The organism is Serratia liquefaciens (genome assembly GCF_027594825.1).
In the GTDB taxonomy this organism is placed as follows: domain Bacteria; phylum Pseudomonadota; class Gammaproteobacteria; order Enterobacterales; family Enterobacteriaceae; genus Serratia; species Serratia liquefaciens_A.
On record NZ_CP088930.1, the window covers coordinates 882253 to 898896 of the forward strand.

At 57.9% G+C, this 16644-nt stretch carries 19 protein-coding genes; 5 read left to right on the top strand and 14 right to left on the bottom strand.

Annotated elements, in window-relative coordinates; translation table 11 throughout:
• Positions 1 to 48: 48 nt before the first annotated feature.
• The 3 genes from flgD to flgB are packed head-to-tail and all read right to left on the bottom strand — an operon-like array spanning position 49 to position 1562.
• Positions 49 to 726, bottom strand: a complete 678-nt coding sequence (flgD, locus tag LQ945_RS03985; RefSeq protein WP_044552063.1) for a flagellar hook assembly protein FlgD — start codon at positions 724 to 726, stop codon at positions 49 to 51.
• 12 nt (positions 727 to 738) lie between these two features.
• Positions 739 to 1143, bottom strand: a complete 405-nt coding sequence (gene flgC / locus LQ945_RS03990; RefSeq protein ID WP_020827521.1) for a flagellar basal body rod protein FlgC — start codon at positions 1141 to 1143, stop codon at positions 739 to 741.
• 5 nt (positions 1144 to 1148) lie between these two features.
• The gene (gene flgB, locus LQ945_RS03995; protein WP_020827522.1) at positions 1149 to 1562 is read right to left on the bottom strand and encodes a flagellar basal body rod protein FlgB; all 414 of its coding nucleotides are present in this window, start codon (positions 1560 to 1562) and stop codon (positions 1149 to 1151) included.
• A gap of 160 nt (positions 1563 to 1722) precedes the next feature.
• Between flgB and flgA the strand changes: the two genes are divergently transcribed.
• The 5 genes from flgA to LQ945_RS04020 all read left to right on the top strand — a co-directional run bounded on the left by flgA (position 1723) and on the right by LQ945_RS04020 (position 4202).
• Complete coding sequence (flgA, locus tag LQ945_RS04000; RefSeq protein WP_270102307.1) at positions 1723 to 2376, top strand: flagellar basal body P-ring formation chaperone FlgA; 654 nt, start codon at positions 1723 to 1725, stop codon at positions 2374 to 2376.
• Between the two features lie 121 nt (positions 2377 to 2497).
• A complete protein-coding gene (gene flgM, locus LQ945_RS04005) occupies positions 2498 to 2824 on the top strand; it encodes a flagellar biosynthesis anti-sigma factor FlgM (RefSeq protein ID WP_044552066.1) in 327 nt (108 codons plus the stop codon).
• A gap of 47 nt (positions 2825 to 2871) precedes the next feature.
• Positions 2872 to 3306, top strand: coding sequence for a flagella synthesis protein FlgN (locus LQ945_RS04010; RefSeq protein WP_270102308.1), 435 nt, complete (start codon positions 2872 to 2874; stop codon positions 3304 to 3306).
• Between the two features lie 226 nt (positions 3307 to 3532).
• Positions 3533 to 3919 (top strand): type II toxin-antitoxin system RelE/ParE family toxin, encoded by a 387-nt coding sequence (locus LQ945_RS04015; RefSeq protein ID WP_270102309.1) that lies wholly within the window; start codon positions 3533 to 3535, stop codon positions 3917 to 3919.
• Positions 3900 to 4202 (top strand): helix-turn-helix domain-containing protein, encoded by a 303-nt coding sequence (locus tag LQ945_RS04020; protein WP_044552069.1) that lies wholly within the window; start codon positions 3900 to 3902, stop codon positions 4200 to 4202. The genes LQ945_RS04015 and LQ945_RS04020 overlap by 20 nt, the downstream gene beginning before the upstream one ends.
• A 45-nt stretch (positions 4203 to 4247) precedes the next feature.
• Here the strand turns inward: LQ945_RS04020 and umuC are convergent, their stop codons facing one another.
• From umuC to LQ945_RS04075, 11 genes are all read right to left on the bottom strand, one after another.
• Entirely contained in the window at positions 4248 to 5510 is a 1263-nt protein-coding gene (umuC, locus tag LQ945_RS04025) for a translesion error-prone DNA polymerase V subunit UmuC (protein WP_270102310.1), read from the bottom strand.
• Complete coding sequence (gene umuD, locus LQ945_RS04030; RefSeq protein WP_270102311.1) at positions 5494 to 5928, bottom strand: translesion error-prone DNA polymerase V autoproteolytic subunit; 435 nt, start codon at positions 5926 to 5928, stop codon at positions 5494 to 5496. Before umuD ends, umuC begins: the two co-directional genes overlap by 17 nt.
• A gap of 299 nt (positions 5929 to 6227) precedes the next feature.
• On the bottom strand, positions 6228 to 6632 hold the full coding sequence (locus tag LQ945_RS04035) for a flagellar protein FlhE (protein WP_269933620.1): 405 nt from the start codon (positions 6630 to 6632) through the stop codon (positions 6228 to 6230).
• Positions 6632 to 8710, bottom strand: coding sequence for a flagellar biosynthesis protein FlhA (gene flhA / locus LQ945_RS04040; protein WP_020827529.1), 2079 nt, complete (start codon positions 8708 to 8710; stop codon positions 6632 to 6634). Before flhA ends, LQ945_RS04035 begins: the two co-directional genes overlap by 1 nt.
• Entirely contained in the window at positions 8703 to 9854 is a 1152-nt protein-coding gene (gene flhB / locus LQ945_RS04045; protein WP_020827530.1) for a flagellar biosynthesis protein FlhB, read from the bottom strand. Before flhB ends, flhA begins: the two co-directional genes overlap by 8 nt.
• Positions 9855 to 10028: 174 nt before the next feature.
• Positions 10029 to 10673 carry a protein phosphatase CheZ gene (gene cheZ / locus LQ945_RS04050; RefSeq protein ID WP_041414707.1) on the bottom strand — a complete coding sequence of 215 codons (645 nt, stop codon included), beginning with the start codon at positions 10671 to 10673 and terminating at the stop codon, positions 10029 to 10031.
• 12 nt (positions 10674 to 10685) lie between these two features.
• Positions 10686 to 11075, bottom strand: a complete 390-nt coding sequence (gene cheY / locus LQ945_RS04055) for a chemotaxis response regulator CheY (RefSeq protein ID WP_020827532.1) — start codon at positions 11073 to 11075, stop codon at positions 10686 to 10688.
• Positions 11076 to 11286: 211 nt separating this feature from the next.
• Complete coding sequence (locus LQ945_RS04060) at positions 11287 to 12336, bottom strand: protein-glutamate methylesterase/protein-glutamine glutaminase (RefSeq protein ID WP_044552080.1); 1050 nt, start codon at positions 12334 to 12336, stop codon at positions 11287 to 11289.
• The gene (gene cheR / locus LQ945_RS04065) at positions 12336 to 13208 is read right to left on the bottom strand and encodes a protein-glutamate O-methyltransferase CheR (RefSeq protein WP_044552087.1); all 873 of its coding nucleotides are present in this window, start codon (positions 13206 to 13208) and stop codon (positions 12336 to 12338) included. Before cheR ends, LQ945_RS04060 begins: the two co-directional genes overlap by 1 nt.
• A 28-nt stretch (positions 13209 to 13236) precedes the next feature.
• Positions 13237 to 14862 (bottom strand): methyl-accepting chemotaxis protein, encoded by a 1626-nt coding sequence (locus LQ945_RS04070; RefSeq protein WP_270102312.1) that lies wholly within the window; start codon positions 14860 to 14862, stop codon positions 13237 to 13239.
• Between the two features lie 83 nt (positions 14863 to 14945).
• Positions 14946 to 16616 (bottom strand): methyl-accepting chemotaxis protein, encoded by a 1671-nt coding sequence (locus LQ945_RS04075; RefSeq protein WP_270102313.1) that lies wholly within the window; start codon positions 16614 to 16616, stop codon positions 14946 to 14948.
• Positions 16617 to 16644 lie beyond the last annotated feature (28 nt).

A 16644-nucleotide genomic window follows, 5' to 3' on the forward strand; every position in this document is an offset into this window, starting at 1 on the left:
TCAGGTGACCGCATCGATGCGTCAGCCTGAAGGATGAAGGGTATTGGGTTAAAGGATCTGCCGGACATCCTCCAGCGTGGCGCTGCCCGCCAGGCCAAGATCCAGCTTTGCTCCGTCCGCGCTGCGGATAACGCCGTTGACCATGCCAAAATGCAGGTTGCGCGCCACCAGCTGTTCGCCGTTGGCTTTGGCGTTGATCGTAAAGCTGTAGGCACCGTCCGGTGCAGTGGTGCCGTCTGTCATCGAGCCGTCCCAACTGAACGAATGCACGCCGGCGGTCAGGCCGCCGAGTTCGATGGTGCGTACCGCTTTGCCGGTGGCGTCGGTGATGGTGGCGGTCACCGTATCGGCCGAACGCTCCAGTTCCAGGCCGAACGGCGTGGTGCTGACCTTGCCGTCTTTGCTGCCGGCCAGAATATTGCTGCCCGGAACCATCACGCCGTGGCCGATCAAAGCGGTAGCCTGCAGTGACTGATTGCTGTTGATCTGACCGGAGATCGACCCCAGCGTGGTATTGAGTTTCTCGATGCCCTGAACGGTATTGATCTGCGCCAGCTGAGTGGTCAGTTCATTGTTCTGCATTGGGTTGGTCGGATCCTGGTTCTTCAACTGCGCCACCAGCAGCGTCAGGAAATTGGTCTGCAGATCCTGACTGGTGCTTTTTTGGGTGTTGACGCCGGTGAGGTCGTTATTCAGTGATTCATTGGTGGTTGCGGCAATCGCCATGACGAGCTCCGGTTATTGACCCAACGTCAGGGTTTTCATCATCATCGACTTGGTGGTGTTGAGCACCTCGACGTTGGCCTGATAGCTGCGGGAGGCGGAAATGGTGTTGACCATCTCGCCCACCACATCCACGTTAGGCATGCGTACATAGCCCTTACCGTCCGCCAGCGGGTTACCCGGCTGGTAAACCAGGCGCTCCGGCGCCGGGTCGTCAACCACCTGCGCTACGCGTACGCCGCCGGTGGGCTGTCCGGCCGCGGCGGCAACTTCAAACACCACCTGCTTGGCGCGGTAGGGTTGGCCGTCCGGCCCGGTAACGCTGTCGGCATTGGCCATGTTGCTGGCGCTGACGTTCATGCGTTGCGACTGGGCAGACAGCGCCGAGCCGGAGATATCAAAAATATTCAGTAGCGACATGCGCCTTATCCTTGTTGTAACACTGACATCATCCCTTTGATCTGACCGTTGATCAGCGTCAGGTCGGTCTGATACTTCAGGCTGTTATCGGCGAAGTTGGTGCGTTCGCGATCCATGTCAACCGTGTTGCCGTCCATGGAGGGCTGATCCGGCACGCGGAACAGCAAGTCGAGCTGTGGCGGCTGCATGTTCTGCGCCGGAATATGGCGCGATGACGTCATGTTCAGCGCAATGCCGCTGCCGCTGGCGCGGCCCTGTTCCAGCACCTTGTTCAGTTGGCCGGCGAAATCGATATCCCGCGCCTGATAACCCGGGGTGTCTGCGTTGGCGATGTTGGCGGCCAAAATTTCCTGCCGCTGGGCGCGCAGGTTCAGCGCCTCTTGACCAAAGCGCAGAGCAGCGTCCAGTTTGTCGATCATGCTCCCTCCGCGAGGTTAGAATTTGGAGCCGACAGCATAAACGCCCCTTCCGCCAGCCTATCGTGGGAATAAGGGCAAAATGCGTCGCTATTTATCTGCTTAGCCTGCGCGCACTCCGGGTACACTTACGCGCACCCTGAGGCTTTTTGAGGAAGCGAAGATGAGAGCGAAAATGCTGCTGTTGGCCGCCCTGCTGTGCAGCCTGAACGCACGGGCCGAAGATCTGGCGGCGCAGATCGATCGCTTCATCAGCAGCCAGTTCACCGGCAGTCCGGTGCAGGTTAAAGTGCTGGTGCGCACGCCCGCCACCCAATGGCCACAGTGCGAATTCCCGCAGCTTTCTTTGCCGCAGAATGCACGACGTTGGGGTAATATCAGCGTTTCGGCGCGCTGCGGCCAGGAACGACGTTTTATCCAGACCCAGGTTCAGGTGATTGGCAAATATCTGGTGTCGGCCCGCGGCATCAGCGCCGGCAGCAAGCTGACGGCGGCGGATATCACCTTCAAAAGTGGCCGGCTCGACACCTTGCCACCGCGCACGCTAAGTGAAACCGGCAAAGCGCTGGGGGCCGTCAGCCTGCGCAATATCAGTCCCGGCCAGCCGCTGACCTTCGCCATGCTGCGCCGTGCCTGGGCCGTCAAGGCCGGCCAGACGGTGCAGGTGACCGCCCAGGGCAGCGGGTTTAACATCAGCGGTTCGGGCAAAGCCATGAACAATGCCGCCGCCGAAGACAACGTCCGCGTACGTATGGCTTCCGGGCAAATCGTCAGCGGCACAGCCGGTGACGACGGTACGATCCGCATTGGGTTATAAAAAGGTAAAGGTTTATCAAAACCTGCCGATAAGAAAATCATAAGCAGACTTTTATTGGCCGCCAGGGCCACAAAAATATCAGCCATTGCCTTCGCGGCGACGGCATCGATGGAGATTGACCATGAGTATCGATCGCACCCAGCGGCTGCAACCCGTTCCAACGGTGCAACCTCGTGAGACACCGACTGAAAACCAACTTCAGCGGCGCTTGGCCCCCCAGACGGAAGGCACCGTCAGCGGCACCCAGGTAAAATTGAGCGACGCGCAAGCACGCCTGATGCAGCCGGGTACGCAAGATATTGATATGAACCGGGTGGACGCCATCAAGCAGGCGATCCGCAACGGCGAACTGAAAATGGATGCCGGGAAAATTGCCGATGCGCTGCTGAAAGATGCGCAAAGCGATGCCCTGTGGATGGCTAACGGCCAGCAAACGCCGGAGGCTTAACCCTCGGGTTAAACACCAAGGAATTCTTTGACAGGTGGTTATTTGTAATGGAAAGTCTGGCGCAACTGATTGATAAGCTGTTGGAAACCCTGAATGCGCTGAGTACGGTGCTGACGGAAGAACACCATCTGCTCTGTTCGGGACAGTTACCGGGCGTGGCGCTGCAACGCGCTACCGATGCCAAGAGCCAGTTGCTGGCTACGGTAAACTATATAGAGCAGCAGCGACTGAACCTGGAGCGCGCACAGGGACTACAGGCACCCTATTCCGCATACCCGCGTCTGGCGGACGGCTGGCAACGAGTACAAACGCTCAGTCAGCAGCTGCGGGAAAAAAACCAGCATAACGGCATGCTGCTCAATCAGCAGATCGACCACAACGCTCAGGCGCTGGCGATCCTGAGCAAGCAAAACAAATCGCTCTACGGCCCGGATGGCCAGTCGCGCAACGCCAGCCTGCTGGGGCGAAAAATCGGCGTTTAATCAAAGACACTTCACCCGGCCAGCCTGAAGTCGGGTGCCTCCCTTACGCTGCGAGCCCACTCGCACTTTGAACGCTCCCTTGCCTGCACGGCAGTTTTTATTTGCACAACGCTGCGCATACCCAACCTTCCTCTATTCGCCTTCCCATTCAATTCCTTCACCCTGTGCTGGTTTTTAAACCGCTTGATCTATACCCGTAAAGGGGATAGTTTCACAGGGAGAGTGAATGACCGATATTTATCTCACCAAAACGTTTCAGGCATTTGCCGCCCATGAACGCATCAGCGATGCCACGGTAATCAAGGCCGCACGTGAAATACAAAACCACCTCTACGAGGCTAATCTGGGCAGCTGCGTTTATAAAAAACGCGTCGCCAGAGCAGGAGGCGGAAAGCGTGGGGGCTATCGTGTGCTTATCGCTTTTCGGGATGAGGACCGCCTGTTTTTCATGCGGGGATTTGCCAAAAATGAAAAGGATACCGTGGCGAATGATGAGCTAGTCGGGTTAAAACGCCTGGCTGCGCTCTATCTGGATTATTCGCCTTTCAGGCTTTATCAGTTGGTTAATGACAGGAAGTTGAGGAGGTTAACCTATGAGCAAAATCCTTGCTGAGATCCACCAGGAAGTTCAGGAACTGCATCATGCCGGTTTTGTCGACGATGTGACTATGCGGACCTTCGACATGCTGTGCTTACGCCCAGTCAAGCAATACACTCCTGCGGACATCCGCGCCCTGCGCGAACGTGAAAACGTCAGTCAGCCGGTATTTGCCCTGCACCTGAACGTCAGCAAAAAAGCGGTGCAAAAATGGGAGCGCGGCGAAGCCGTCCCTAACTCCGCCGCCATGAAATTGCTTTCGCTGGTCGACCGCAGCGGTCTGGCGATCCTGACGTAGGCTACCCGAACTGCGCATACCCGATGAATGATAAGCCCCCCAGGGCTATTTGACGGACGGCAGGTCCGAGTACCTTGTGGTATAGCTGGGGGACAGCATTTCGCGTTTCATCGCCCAGCTTTTTTGGATCCCCTGCCCGGCAAACCACACCGTGCCTCGGCCGGACTGATTAAGTCGATCGAGGGTCTGCATCAGCTCATTGCTGTTGGGCCTGGGCTGGTGTTCATCAAACAAATTAAGCTGCGCCACCCCCTGGCTAAAGAAATCACTCAGCATTACGCCGGCTTTCATATAGCGAAAATCCTCTTTCCAGATCCGATCAAGCGCGCTGATAGCAACGCGAATGATGTCACGCGTATCGTTGGAAGGGATCGCCAGGCGCCCGCTGGCCTGAGGGCCGTAAAATATTTCATTTTCGGCATGGGGGCTGGTCCTCATAAATACGCTGATCACACAGCAGAACTGCTTCTCTGCCCTGAGCTTTTCGGCTGCGCGTTCCGCATAGGTACAAATGGCCTGGCGCATATCTTGATAAGCCGTGATGCGGTGACCAAATGAGCGGCTACAGATGATCTGCTGTTTGGTGGGCGCAAACTCATCCAGCGCTAAACAGGATTCGCCGCGCAGCTCACGAACCGTACGTTCGAGGACTACATTGAAGTGTTTACGGATCACCCAGGTTGAGCAGTCAGCAAGCTGTAGCGCCGTTTCGATCCCCATCAAGCTGAGCCTCTTGCCGATGCGGCGGCCCACGCCCCACACCTCGTCCACCGGCACTAACGCCAGCAGTTTTCGCAGACGCTCAGGATCGGACAACTCAACAACGCCCCCCGTTTGACGCCATTTCTTTGCCGCAAAATTGGCGATCTTCGCCAGCGTTTTTGTCGACGCTATACCAACGCCAACGGTCAGCCCGGTATTCTTTAACACCCGATCGCGCATTTGGTGCCCAAAGGTGCTCAGCGAAAGGCTGCCACTCAGGCCAGACACATCAATAAAAGCTTCATCGATGGAGTATATCTCTACGACAGGCGCCATCTCGATTAGCGTCAGCATCACCCGATGGCTGAGATCGGCATAAAGCGTATAATTCGAGCTGAAAACGCTGACCTGCTGGCGCCGTAATTCCTCTTTGATTTTGAAGTAAGGCGCCCCCATTTTGATACCCAGCACTTTAGCTTCCGCCGAAAGCGAAATAATGCATCCGTCGTTGTTTGAAACGACGACGATGGGTTTGCCCTTAAGATCTGGCCGAAAAACAGTCTCGCAGGACGTGTAGAAGCTGTTAACGTCAACAAGTGCGAACATGTCTGTTTGATTTCAATGTAAATGTCACAACGCCAAAGATTTCCAGCTCTTCTTCGGCCTGGAAAACAATCGGAGAATAGTCCGTATTGTGAGGTACCAGCTGAATGCGTGGATGGGTTTGCAGCTCCTTCACGGTAAATTCGCCGGCGACTGCCGCTATGACGATGTCGCCATGAACGGCGGTGAGGGAACGATCAACCACCAGTAAGTCACCGTGGCCGATACCTGCGCCAATCATCGAATCGCCGCTGACCCGGACAAAGTACGTCGCACTGGGGTGTTTAACCACCAGCTTATTCAGATCGAGGCTATCTTCGACGTAGTCCTGCGCCGGGCTGGGAAAACCACAGGGGACTCGCTCCATAAAGAGGGGAAGTGGCTGGTGGCTGATGAACTGACTGGGATGGATAAACTGCATAATGGCGAACCTGAATAACTGTATTTATATACAGTATCCATGATTAGCAGTCACGATCAAGCGGCGTATAATAAAATTCCTGAAAGCGATTGAAGCGTCAGATAATTTAAATTGGCTTACCGATCTCATCGCTAAAGATACCCTGAGGTACCGAAACTCCTGCCCCCTCAGGCAAGCATAAACGCCAGTAAAAAAGACGGGGCTAAAATAAGAACGTGGCGAAGTCGTTGCTGACTCCGCCACAATAAAACGCCTGTCGTTGGTCGACGCTAAGGGCCTGGGTTTAGGCCGCTTTATTTTTACTCGTAATTGACAATCACCTGATTGCTGATCACGCGCAGCGGCGGATTCAGGCTGCCGCGCGCCTGCACGTAATAAACAAAACGCAGCTCGGCGTTCGCCGGTTCCCCTTTCAGCCCGGTGCTGCTGCCACTGCCGCCGCCCAATACAATGCAGCGCGTCAGGGTGCAAAGCTGCGCCTGCATGCCGGCCGGTTCATCGGCCAGCAGCCGGTAACGCCAGCTTACGCTGGTGATGCGGGCATTAGCGTCCGGCAGCGCATTGGGGGCGCGTAACCCCGGCGACTCCCCCCGCTCACCACCATATTCCAGCGTGGCGCCGACGCTGTCGGCGACCCAGGAACCGGATGCTGCCTGCACGCTCAACGGCGCTAAAAGGCAAATTAACGCCAGACGGTATTTCATTATGCGGCCCCAATGGTAGAGGTCATGCGGATTTGGCGGTCGTCATTGATCTCCAGATTCGACAACACCACCATCTGCGGCAGGCTGCGGCGCAGGAAACGCGCCAGCAAGGCCCGCAGTGCGTGGTTCACTAGCAGAACCGGAGGCGCGCTGAGCATTTCCTGCCGCTGCAACGCCTGTTTGGCCTGATCCAACAAACGATCTGCCAGGCCCGGTTCCAAACCGCCGCCGCCCTGCAACGCTTGCAGCAACAGACGTTCAAGCTGGGTATCCAGACCAATTACCTGAATTTCGCCGTTGCCCGGGAACCACTGCTGGGTAATCGCCCTGCCCAGCGCCACCCGCACCACGGTGGTCAGCTCATAAGGGTCGGTTTGTGACGGCGCATGCTCCGCCAGCGTTTCAATAATGGTGCGCATATCGCGGATGGAAACTCGTTCCGCCAGCAGGTTCTGCAACACCTTATGCAAGGTGGTCAGGCTTACCACGCCCGGCACGAAATCTTCGGTCAACTTCGGCATGTCCTGTGCGACGCGATCCAGTAATTGCTGCGCTTCCTGTCGGCCAAACAGCTCACTGGCAAACTGGCCAATCAAATGATTAAGGTGCGTCGCGACCACCGTGCTGGCTTCCACCACGGTGAAGCCCTGGATCTGCGCCTGCTCGCGCAGCGCGCTGTCAATCCATACCGCTTCCAGCCCAAACGCCGGATCGGTGGTTTTATCCCCCGCCAATTCGCCCACAGCATTGCCTGGGTTAATTGCCAACCAGCGGCCCGGCTGCGCTTCGCCACTGCCGATTTCTACGCCCTTCATCAAAATACGGTAGCTGGCCGGCGGCAGTTCCAGATTGTCGCGGATATGCACCACCGGTGGCAGATAGCCCATCTCCTGCGCGAATTTTTTACGGATACCGCGGATACGGCCCAGCAATTCACCATTCTGTTGGAAATCCACCATTGGGATCAGCCGGTAACCGACCTCCATCCCCAACGGATCTTCCAGCTGTACGTCAGACCAACTGGCTTCCACCGCCTGCGGATTATCCTGCGTGACCGGCACTTCCTGCACTTTGGGCGCTTGCTGATCGCGCCCGCGCAGCCACCAGGCCAACCCTAACAGGGCCGCAGTAAATAGCAGGAATACCAGGTTCGGCATCCCCGGCACCAGCCCAAGCAGGCCGAGCACCGCAGCGCTGAGCAACATCACCCGCGGGTTGTTGAACAGTTGGCCAACCATCTGCTCACCCACGTCCTGATCGGTTGCCACGCGAGTCACGATCACGCCGGCGGCGGTCGAAATCACCAACGCCGGGATCTGCGCGACCAGGCCATCACCGATAGTCAGCAAGGTGTAAGTTTCCGCCGCCGTGCCCAGTTCCATTCCGTGCTGAAGCACGCCGACCAACAGACCGCCGACCACGTTTAACATCATGATCATCAGACCGGCAACCGCGTCGCCACGGACGAACTTGCTGGCACCGTCCATCGAACCGTAGAAGTCCGCTTCCTGCGTGACCTCAGAGCGACGTTTTTTCGCCTCTTCTTCACCGATCAAACCGGCGTTGAGATCGGCATCGATCGCCATCTGCTTGCCGGGCATGCCGTCCAACACAAAGCGTGCGCCCACTTCGGCAATACGTCCGGCACCCTTGGTGATAACCATAAAGTTGATCAACACCAAAATGATAAACACCACGATACCGATGGCGAAGTTACCGCCCACCAGGAAGTGACCGAAGGCCTCTACCACTCGCCCTGCGGCGGCAGATCCGGTATGCCCTTCCATCAGGATGATCCGCGTCGAAGCTACGTTAAGCGACAGGCGCAGCAAGGTTGAGAACAGCAAAATGGTGGGGAACGCGGCAAATTCAAGCGTACGCTGGGTAAACATTGCTACCAGCAATACCATGATCGACAAGGCAATATTGAAAGTGAACAGCAGATCGAGGATAAATGCCGGCAACGGCAGCACCATCATCGACAGGATCATCAGAATCAGTATCGGGCCGGCCAGCACCTGCCACTGCGTATCTTTAAAACTGCCCGGCAAACGAAGCAAGGCGGCCAAATTAGCCATTTGTATTACTTTCTCCAGCAAAATCCAGTGCTTCCGGCACCGGTAAACGTTCAGGTTTTTTCGGGATCAGCCCCCCTTCGCGCCGCCAGCGTCGCAGCTGGTAAACCCAGGCCAATACTTCGGCCACGGCGGCATACAGGGTGGCGGGAATGTGTTGTCCAATCTCGCTGTGTCGATAAAGGGCGCGTGCCAACGGCGGTGCTTCGAGCATGGGAATACGGTGTTCCGCGCCCAGTTCACGAATGCGCAGCGCAATTTCGCCGGCCCCCTTGGCCAGCACCTTCGGCGCACTCATGTTTTTATCGTTGTACTGCAGCGCGACGGCGTAATGCGTCGGGTTGGTCACAATGACGTCGGCCTTGGGGACGTCGGCCATCATCCGCCGCCGTGCAACGGCACGCTGTTGCTGTCGGATACGCCCTTTGACGTGCGGGTCCCCCTCCTGCTCTTTGAACTCGTCGCGAATGTCCTGCTTGGTCATCTTCAGCTTTTTGAAGTGGCTCCACAGTTGGTAAAACACGTCAAACGCCACCATCGGCGTCAGCCCGAGTACCACCAGCAGGCCGCAAAAGATGATCATTCGCAGCGCGTTACCCAGCGCATCAAGTGGCTGTTGCGTCACCAGATGCAGCATCGCCGCCCAGTTGTGCCACAGGTATAACCCGGTGATCCACCCTACCAGCGTCGCCTTCAGAATGCCCTTCAACAGCTCCGCCAGCACCTGGCTGGAAAAGATCCGTTTCAGCCCGGACAGCGGGTTCATGCGCTTGAGATCGAACTTGAGCGATTTACCGCTCAGCAGCAGGCCGCCCAGCAGCATCGGCGCAGTCAGCGCTACCAGCGCCAACCCGGCCATGATCGGCAGCAGCGCCCATACCGCCTGACGTAACAACATCGCCAACTGGCGCAGCATCTGTTTGTCGTTACTGACCATGCCGTGGTCGAAATTCAGGCCCTGGGTCAACATGGCCGCCAACTGCTGGGCCATGTTGCCGCCAGAAACCCAGATGATCGACAAGCCTGCCACCAGCATCAGCACCGACGTCAGCTCGCGGGAACGCGGGATCTGGCCATCTTCACGCGCCTTCTCCACCCTATGGGGCGTGGGGGCCTCGCTCTTTTCCAGATCGCTGTCTTCAGCCACGGGGCGGTTCCTGTGCCGGAGGGAATAAAATTGCGGTCAGCATGCCAAAAAAATACTGATTTCATTGGTGGAACAGCGGGGAAAAAGGACGGTTATTTGGGGGATGGGGCTAGATTGGGGACGCAGGAGCAACGCTGCCTGTCTGGGGCGCAACAAGATGCGCCCCAGGAGCTATCAGAAACCCAGGCTGTCCAGAAGATCGTCCACCTGCGCCTGATTGGCGATCACGCCGGCGCCATTCTGGTCGAGCTGCGGGCCATTGAGCAGGCTGTCGTTCGGTTTTTTCTCTTTCGCCGGTTGCTCAGGAATATTTTCCATCAGCACCATCAGCAGCTGCTTTTCAATCTCCTGCACCACGTCCATCATGCGTTTGATCACCTGGCCGGTCAGATCCTGGAAATCCTGCGCCATCATGATTTCCAGCAGTTGGGCATTGGTGAACGCCGTATGTTCCGGCACCTGATCCAGGTACTGGCGGGTATCGGTAACCAATTCACGGGCGTCGTCCAACTCGATCGGGTTGGCGAACCACTCGTCCCAACGGCCTTTCAATCCTTTGGCTTCGGACTCCAGCTGTGCCTGGCGCGGCTGCGCCGCCTCCACACAGTTCAACGCCCGTTCCGCCGCCTGCGCCGTCATGGTGACCACGTAATCAAGACGATCGCGTGCATCCGGGATTGCCTCTGCCGCCTGGGCGATCGCCTGATCGAGCCCCAGTTCGCGCATGCTGTCGCGCAACATCCGCGTCAGTTGGCCAATGCGGGAGATGATCTCCCCCGCGGTTGCCGCATCGCTGGCAGGCATTGGAATGTCTCTCATCGCCCTTTCTCCTTACATGCCCAGTTTTTCAAAAATCTTATTGAGCTTTTCTTCCAGCGTCGCCGCCGTAAAAGGTTTCACCACGTAACCGCTGGCACCGGCCTGCGCCGCCGCGATAATGTTTTCTTTCTTGGCTTCCGCCGTCACCATCAGCACCGGCATCGCCGCCAATGCGCCATCGGCACGAATGGTTTGCAACAGTTCCAGGCCGTCCATGTTCGGCATGTTCCAGTCGGACACCACGAAATCGAAGCCGCCGGCACGCAGTTTGTTCAACGCATCCGCACCGTCTTCGGCCTCTTCAACGTTGTTGAATCCCAACTCTTTCAGCAAGTTTCTGACGATGCGACGCATAGTGGAAAAGTCATCCACCACCAGAAATCTGAGGCTTTTATCTGCCATATTTACTCCCAAGGTTTACCTAATACAAACAACAGCCAGCCTCACGGCAGCTGTTCGCTATACCCCCCTATATACCCTATGAATTTCGAGTTGCAGCTAGGCGACCAGCTCGCTCATCCTCAGGAGCTTACTCAAGTAAGTGACTGAGGTGAGCGAGTGCAGGTAACAACGCTGCGGCTCGAAAGGCGACGGGTATAATTAAGGGTAAAAATCAAATACGCAGCGCCTGCCCACCGGCAATTTGCGCCAGCATGCGTTGGCTCATGCGATCCAGTTCGACAACTTCATTCACTCCGCCGCTGGCGATCGCCTCGCGCGGCATACCGAACACCACACAGCTGGCTTCGTTTTGCGCCAGGGTATAGGCGCCGGCGCGATGCATTTCCAACATGCCTGCCGCGCCGTCATTGCCCATGCCGGTCAGTATCACGCCAACCGCATTACGGCCGGCGTACTGCGCAACCGAGCGGAAAAGCACGTCTACCGATGGCCGGTGACGGTTGACCGCCGGGCCGTCGTGCAGCTTCACCTGATAGTTGGCGCCGCTGCGTGACAGTTCCATATGGCGATCGCCCGGCGCGATGTAGGCATGGCCCGGCAGCACGCGTTCACCGTCCTCGGCCTCTTTCACCGTAATCTGGCACAGCTTGTTCAGCCGCTCGGCGAACGAGCGCGTAAACCCCGGCGGCATATGCTGGGTGATCAACAACGCCGGGCTGGTGGCCGGCAGCGGCTGCAGCACCTGCCGAATGGCTTCGGTGCCGCCGGTAGAGGCCCCGATGGCGATCAGTTTTTCACTGCTCAACAGCGGCGCATGGCTTAGGATAGCCGGGGCCGGGCTGCTGGAACGTTGCGGCAATCGCGCCTTGGCCGCCGTGCGAATTTTTTCGGCTATCAGCTCGCTGTAGGCCAACATGCCCTCGCGGATGCCAAGCTGCGGTTTGGTGACAAAATCCACCGCCCCCAGCTCCAGCGCGCGCAGCGTAATTTCCGAGCCCTGGCCTGTCAGCGACGACACCATCACCACCGGCATCGGCCGCAGGCGCATCAGTTTCTCGAGGAAGTCGAGGCCGTCCATGCGCGGCATTTCGACGTCCAGCGTCAGCACCTGCGGGTTAAACTTTTTGATCAGATCGCGCGCGACCAGAGGGTCAGGCGCGCTCGCCACCATCTCCATATCGGGATGGCTGTTGACAATTTCGGTCATCAGCTGCCGCATCAGGGCCGAATCGTCTACGCTCAATACTCTGATTTTATTCATTACCTCTCCTTGGTCAGGCCATACACGGTCTGCCCACGCAAGTAGAAATCCCGGCTGATCTGGCTGAAATTCTCGGAGTGGCCGGCAAACATCAGGCCCCCCGGTTTGAGCAAGGGCACGAAGCGACGCAGAATGCGCTCCTGTGTCGCCTTATCGAAATAGATCATCACGTTGCGGCAGAAAATGGCGTCGAATTGCCCCGGCAACGCCCACTCTGGCGCCAGCAGGTTGAGCGCCTGAAAATTCACCCGCCCAGCCAGCTCCGGCCGTACCCGCACCAGCCCCTGATGCGGGCCGGTGCCACGCAGGAAATAACGCTGCATTTGCGCCGGCGTCAGGGTACGCAGATCTTCCTGGCGATAAACGCCCGCTTCCGCTTTCTCCAGCACCTGGGTATCGATATCGCTGGCCCATACCTGGCAACCCGTGGCGCGTTGTCCAAGCACCTCACTTAAAGTGATGGCAATCGAATAAGGCTCTTCGCCGGTCGAAGCCGCCGTGCTCCACACGCTGTAGCCGTTAGGCCGCTGACGCGCATGTTCCGCCAGGATCGGGAAGTGATGCGCCTCGCGGAAAAAAGCCGTCAGGTTGGTGGTCAGGGCATTGATGAACGCTTGCCATTCGGCGCTGTTCGGATCGCTTTCCAACAGCGCCAAATAATCGCCAAAGTCGTTCAGGCCCAGCAGCCGCAGGCGTCGCACCAGGCGGTTATAAACCATCTCGCGCTTGTGCTCTGCCAGCACGATGCCGGCACGCTGATAAATCAGTTGGCTGATGCGGCGAAAATGCACGTCCAGCAACGGCAGGCGCTGCACCATCTGCGTCAGTAATGTCGCAGGGTCTCGGTTAGGGATCGACGACGCCGGCTTCATGCCATATCACTCAAAAAGAACGGACTGCTTATGCGGTTTGACAATCTGGGGCTTCCTTTACCACGGGTGAAACTGCGTCTTGATGGTTAGCCTGCGCGGTGAAGTTATCGTCCGCCAGGCGGAATACCGACACCGCATCGGCCAGGGTAATCGCCTGATCCTCCAGTGCGGTGGCCGCCGAGGCGGCTTCTTCTACCAGCGCGGCGTTCTGCTGGGTTACCTGATCCATTTGGGTCACGGCCTGCGTGACCTGTTCGATGCCGCGGCTCTGCTCGTCGGAAGCCGAAGCGATTTCGCCCATGATGTCGGTAACCCGGGTGACCGAACGGACGATGTCCTGCATGGTGGCACCGGAGTTTTCCACCAGCACCGAACCCTGCTTGACCCGACTGACCGATTCGTCGATCAGGCCTTTGATTTCTTTCGCCGCCTGGGCGCTGCGCTGTGCCAGGTTGCGCACTTCGCCCGCCACCACAGCAAAACCGCGTCCCTGCTCACCGGCACGCGCCGCTTCGACCGCCGCGTTCAAGGCCAGGATATTGGTCTGGAAGGCAATGCCGTCGATAACGCTGGTAATCGCGCCAATCTTCTGCGAACTGTTGGCAATATCATGCATGGTGGTCACCACGTCGCCCGCCAACTCGCCGCCCTTGGCGGCAGTGGTAGAGGCGTCACGTGCCAGCTGAGAAGCCTGACGCGCGTTATCGGCGTTCTGTTTCACCGTCGCGGTCAACTGCTCCATACTGGCGGCCGTTTCTTCCAGCGAAGCGGCCTGCTGCTCGGTGCGGGAAGAGAGATCGTTGTTACCTTCGGAGATTTCCTGCAGGCCAATCAGGATCGACTCGGCGCCGTCACGCACCGCGCCAACGGTGCCGATCAGCGACTGCTGCATGCGCTGTAAACTGGCGAACAGCTGGCTGATCTCATTGCGGCCGTACACCTGAATCGGCGTGGCCAGATCGCCGGCGGCGATGCGGTCAAAGTGACTGCGCATGATGTTCAGCGGCTGCACCAGCATATTGCGTAACCACCACATGGCGCTGCCGGTCACCACCAGCAGCATCAGTACCGCACCGGCGACCAGCCAGCCGGACAGGGTGAAGGATTGCTGATTCGCCGTATTGGCTTCGCTCACGTTGGCGTTCACCAACTGCAGGTACTGAACAAAATCCGCTTCAAACAGATCCTGGGTTTTCTGCGTCGGCTGGTCCATAAAGGCCTGCAGTTGATCGTTTTCCAGGAAGCCGATCAGCTCACGTAGCGCGCTGCGCAACTTGTCGTAACTGGCTTTGGTGGTTTCGGTCAGCTGTTGTTCCTGCTCGCTGTTACGCGGTACGGCCAGGAACTGGTTGAAATAGAGGTCGGCTTTCTGCAGCGAGCTGCGTGCGTTGCCCATCAAGGCATTGACCTGATCCTGCGGCAGTTTGAGTGCCGCACGGGTCCCGGCACGGTTCAGCGTATTGCGGGCCTGCAGCAGGGAAACCCAGCTCAGGCTGAGGGCGTCGCGCTGTTGGCTGCCGAGGGTGATCAGGTTCAGATTGTGGTTATCGGAACGGAAAGCGGTGTACGACAAGCCGCTGGTGGCCAACTGCATAACACAAAAAGTCATCAACAACAGAAACAGGCTGGTAGAGACGCGGATTCGGTTAAACACTGTGAACCTCCTTGCAGCCGGCCGATGGCCAGCTTACGACGGGGAATCGGCCTCCCCGAAAATGCAGGGAGGCCCAATGCCGGTTAGAACGTTTCCCAGTTATCCTGCGGATCGCTGGCGTTCATTTTTTTATGATTGAGTACCGGTGTGACTGCCGCCTTGCTGCTGACGGGCATTTTGAACTCTTCCTGCCCTGCCGCTTTCAGGCGGAAGACCGCCACGGACTGGGTCAGCATGCTGGCCTGTTCTTCCAGCGCCGCCGCCGCAGAGGCGGATTCTTCCACCAGCGAGGCGTTCTGCTGAGTGACGCGGTCCATTTCCGCCACCGCCTGGCCGACCTGATCGATACCGCGGCTCTGTTCGTCCGACGCCGAAGCTATTTCGCCCATGATGTCGGTAACGCGGGTCACGGCATTGACGATATCGCCCATGGTTTCCCCGGCGCTTTCCACCAGTACCGACCCCATATCAACGCGGTTGACGGAGTCTTCGATCAGGCCTTTGATTTCTTTCGCCGCCTGGGCGCTGCGCTGCGCCAGGTTACGGACTTCACCGGCCACCACTGCAAAGCCACGCCCCTGCTCACCGGCACGCGCCGCTTCTACCGCCGCGTTCAGCGCCAGGATATTGGTCTGGAAAGCGATGCCGTCGATTACGCCGGTAATGTCGGCAATCTTCTGCGAACTGCCGGCGATATCGTGCATGGTCTGCACCACGTTAGCCACCACCTTGCCGCCTTTCTGCGCGGTTTCGGAGGCGCTCAATGCCAGTTGGCTGGCCTGACGGGCATTTTCGGCGTTCTGTTTCACCGTCGCGGTCAACTGCTCCATGCTGGCGGCGGTTTCTTCCAGCGAGGCAGCCTGCTGTTCGGTACGTGAAGAGAGATCGTTATTGCCGGCGGCAATTTCGGAAGCGCCGCTGTAGATAGCGTCGGCCCCCTGACGCACACCGCTGACGGTGTCGATCAATTCGCTCTGCATGTGCTTGAGGCTGGCAGCCAGCACGCCCATTTCATTGCGGTTGGTGACGGCGATCGGCTGAGTCAAATCGCCGGCGGCAATCATCTTGATGTGTTCGATTATGCGGTTCAGCGGGCGCACCAGAATGTGGTGAATACCGCTCCACACCAGCACAATCACCGCCAGCACGACCAACAGCACCACTACCAGCGTCCAAATGGCGAAGCTGAATGACTTGTTACTGTCTTCTACCGCGGTCTGGTAAAGCTTGTCGTTTTGCGCCAGATAGATGTTGTAGATGTCTTCGAACGCGTCCTGATAGCTTTGCGTCGGCTGGTCAAAGAATGCGTTGATTTTGCCTTCACCCAGCAGTTGGGTCAGCTCGGTCAGCGCGCCCTGCAAGATGCCGTATTGCTGTTTGAGCTTTTCGGCCGATTGCGCGTCCTGACGGGCGTCGAGAGGAATTTTGTCATAGGCGGCATAGTGCTGTTCCGCAACCACCAGGTTGCTCTTGGCGCGAGCCAACAGTTCGGTGACGCTGGCGCCGCTGCCGATGTTAGTGGCGTCCATCATGTGACGAATACCGGCACGGTTCAGCGTGTTTCGAGCCTGCAGCAGGTTGACCCAGCTTTCGTTCAGCTCGGACTGCTGCTGGCGAATGGTTTGCAAAACGGTGAAGTTTTCTTTGTCATTCTTCAGTGAGGAGAAAAAGAGCCCGCCTGAAACCAGCTGCAAGGCGCCAAATAACACCAGCACCAGTAACAGGCTGGTGACCACCTTCATACGATTAAACATGTTTTCCCTTGTTGAACGCCCGCGCGGA

Excerpts from the sequence above, each read along its gene's own strand:
- flgD (WP_044552063.1), bottom strand. The coding sequence starts at position 726 with ATGGCGATTGCCGCAACCACCAATGAATCACTGAATAACGACCTCACC.
- flgC (WP_020827521.1), bottom strand. The coding sequence starts at position 1,143 with ATGTCGCTACTGAATATTTTTGATATCTCCGGCTCGGCGCTGTCTGCC.
- flgB (WP_020827522.1), bottom strand. The coding sequence starts at position 1,562 with ATGATCGACAAACTGGACGCTGCTCTGCGCTTTGGTCAAGAGGCGCTG.
- flgA (WP_270102307.1), top strand. The coding sequence starts at position 1,723 with ATGAGAGCGAAAATGCTGCTGTTGGCCGCCCTGCTGTGCAGCCTGAAC.
- flgM (WP_044552066.1), top strand. The coding sequence starts at position 2,498 with ATGAGTATCGATCGCACCCAGCGGCTGCAACCCGTTCCAACGGTGCAA.
- LQ945_RS04010 (WP_270102308.1), top strand. The coding sequence starts at position 2,872 with ATGGAAAGTCTGGCGCAACTGATTGATAAGCTGTTGGAAACCCTGAAT.
- LQ945_RS04015 (WP_270102309.1), top strand. The coding sequence starts at position 3,533 with ATGACCGATATTTATCTCACCAAAACGTTTCAGGCATTTGCCGCCCAT.
- LQ945_RS04020 (WP_044552069.1), top strand. The coding sequence starts at position 3,900 with ATGAGCAAAATCCTTGCTGAGATCCACCAGGAAGTTCAGGAACTGCAT.
- umuC (WP_270102310.1), bottom strand. The coding sequence starts at position 5,510 with ATGTTCGCACTTGTTGACGTTAACAGCTTCTACACGTCCTGCGAGACT.
- umuD (WP_270102311.1), bottom strand. The coding sequence starts at position 5,928 with ATGCAGTTTATCCATCCCAGTCAGTTCATCAGCCACCAGCCACTTCCC.
- LQ945_RS04035 (WP_269933620.1), bottom strand. The coding sequence starts at position 6,632 with ATGAAATACCGTCTGGCGTTAATTTGCCTTTTAGCGCCGTTGAGCGTG.
- flhA (WP_020827529.1), bottom strand. The coding sequence starts at position 8,710 with ATGGCTAATTTGGCCGCCTTGCTTCGTTTGCCGGGCAGTTTTAAAGAT.
- cheZ (WP_041414707.1), bottom strand. The coding sequence starts at position 10,673 with ATGAGAGACATTCCAATGCCTGCCAGCGATGCGGCAACCGCGGGGGAG.
- cheY (WP_020827532.1), bottom strand. The coding sequence starts at position 11,075 with ATGGCAGATAAAAGCCTCAGATTTCTGGTGGTGGATGACTTTTCCACT.
- LQ945_RS04060 (WP_044552080.1), bottom strand. The coding sequence starts at position 12,336 with ATGAATAAAATCAGAGTATTGAGCGTAGACGATTCGGCCCTGATGCGG.
- cheR (WP_044552087.1), bottom strand. The coding sequence starts at position 13,208 with ATGAAGCCGGCGTCGTCGATCCCTAACCGAGACCCTGCGACATTACTG.
- LQ945_RS04075 (WP_270102313.1), bottom strand. The coding sequence starts at position 16,616 with ATGTTTAATCGTATGAAGGTGGTCACCAGCCTGTTACTGGTGCTGGTG.